The 1382-nt window shown below is 67.6% G+C and carries 1 protein-coding gene; it reads left to right on the top strand.

The genetic code is table 11. From position 1 onward, the window contains the following. Window positions 1-1382 (top strand): acyltransferase domain-containing protein (locus tag EF387_RS46430; protein ID WP_128382582.1); only part of this gene is annotated, 1382 nt, incomplete at both ends.

Raw genomic sequence — 1382 nt, 5'->3', positions numbered from 1 at the left:
GTTCGGTTTGAGCGGGACGAACGCGCATGTGGTGTTGGAGCAGGCGCCGGAGCCGGCCGTCGAGGAAGCCGCCACGGAGGTCTTACGGCCGCTGCCCGTGATCCCGTGGGTGGTATCGGGACAGGGCGCAGAAGCCCTCCGCGACCAGGCCACCCGCTTGCTCGCGCACATCGAGGCGCAGCCCGGTCTCGACTCCGCCGACGTGGCGCTGTCCTTGGCCGTAAGCCGTTCCGCGTTCGAGCAGCGGGCGGTGGTACTCGGCCACGATCGCCAAGAACTCATCGCACACCTAAGGGACTTGGCAGATGGCCGAACAAAGCTTTTCGCGCTGACGGGTTCAGCAGTCGACGACGGGAAGCTTGCCTTCCTGTTCTCGGGCCAGGGTGCGCAGCGGCTGGGGATGGGGCGCGAACTCTACGACATCTTCCCGGTGTTCGCCGAGGCCTTCGACATGGTGTGCGCGTATCTGGACGGGGAGCTGGAACGTCCGGTGAGGGAGGTGGTCTTCGGCGGCGCGGATGCGGATGCGGAGGTGTTGAACCGGACGGAGTGGGCGCAGCCGGCGTTGTTCGCGTTCGAGGTGGCGTTGTTCCGGTTGGTGGAGTCGTGGGGTGTGCGTCCGGACTTCGTGGTGGGTCACTCGATCGGCGAGTTGGCGGCTGCTCATGTGGCGGGTGTGTTGTCGTTGGAGGATGCGTGCCGTCTGGTGTCGGCGCGTGGTCGTCTGATGCAGCAACTGCCTGCTGGTGGTGCGATGTTCGCGGTGGAGGCGACCGAGGACGAGGTCACTCCGCTGCTTGTGGGCAGGGAGGCGGAGGTGTCGGTCGCGGCGGTGAACGGGCCGCGGTCGGTGGTGATCTCGGGGGTGGAGGAGGTTGTCGCTGCGGTGGCGGGGGAGTTGTCCGCGTCGGGCCGTCGCACTTCCCGCCTTCGTGTCAGTCACGCGTTCCACTCACCGCTGATGGAGCCCATGCTGGACGAGTTCCGCGCGGTGGCGGAGAGCGTGAGCTATGCGCCGCCTCGTATGCCGGTCGTGTCGAACGTGACCGGGCAGCTCGCCGCGGCAGGGGAGTTGGAGTCACCGGAGTACTGGGTGCGGCACGTCCGGGAGGCGGTGCGGTTCGCCGACGGAATCGAGTGGCTGGCCGGGAACGGGGTCACCCGATTCATGGAGATCGGCCCGGACGCGACGCTGACCGCCTTGGCTCAGTCCGTGGTCTCCGATGACGAGGACGCGCTGTTCGTCTCGATGCTCCGCAAGGACAGGTCCGAGACGGACACCGTGGTGGCGGCTCTGTCGAGGGTGTTCGTGCACGGGGTGGAGGTCGACTGGTTGGCCTTCTTCGCCGGTTCCGGTGCCCGGCCTGTCACGTTGCCGACGT

Source organism: Streptomyces cavernae (assembly GCF_004023625.1).
Lineage (GTDB): Bacteria > Actinomycetota > Actinomycetes > Streptomycetales > Streptomycetaceae > Streptomyces > Streptomyces cavernae.
This window is presented reverse-complemented; position numbering and strand designations above follow the sequence as displayed.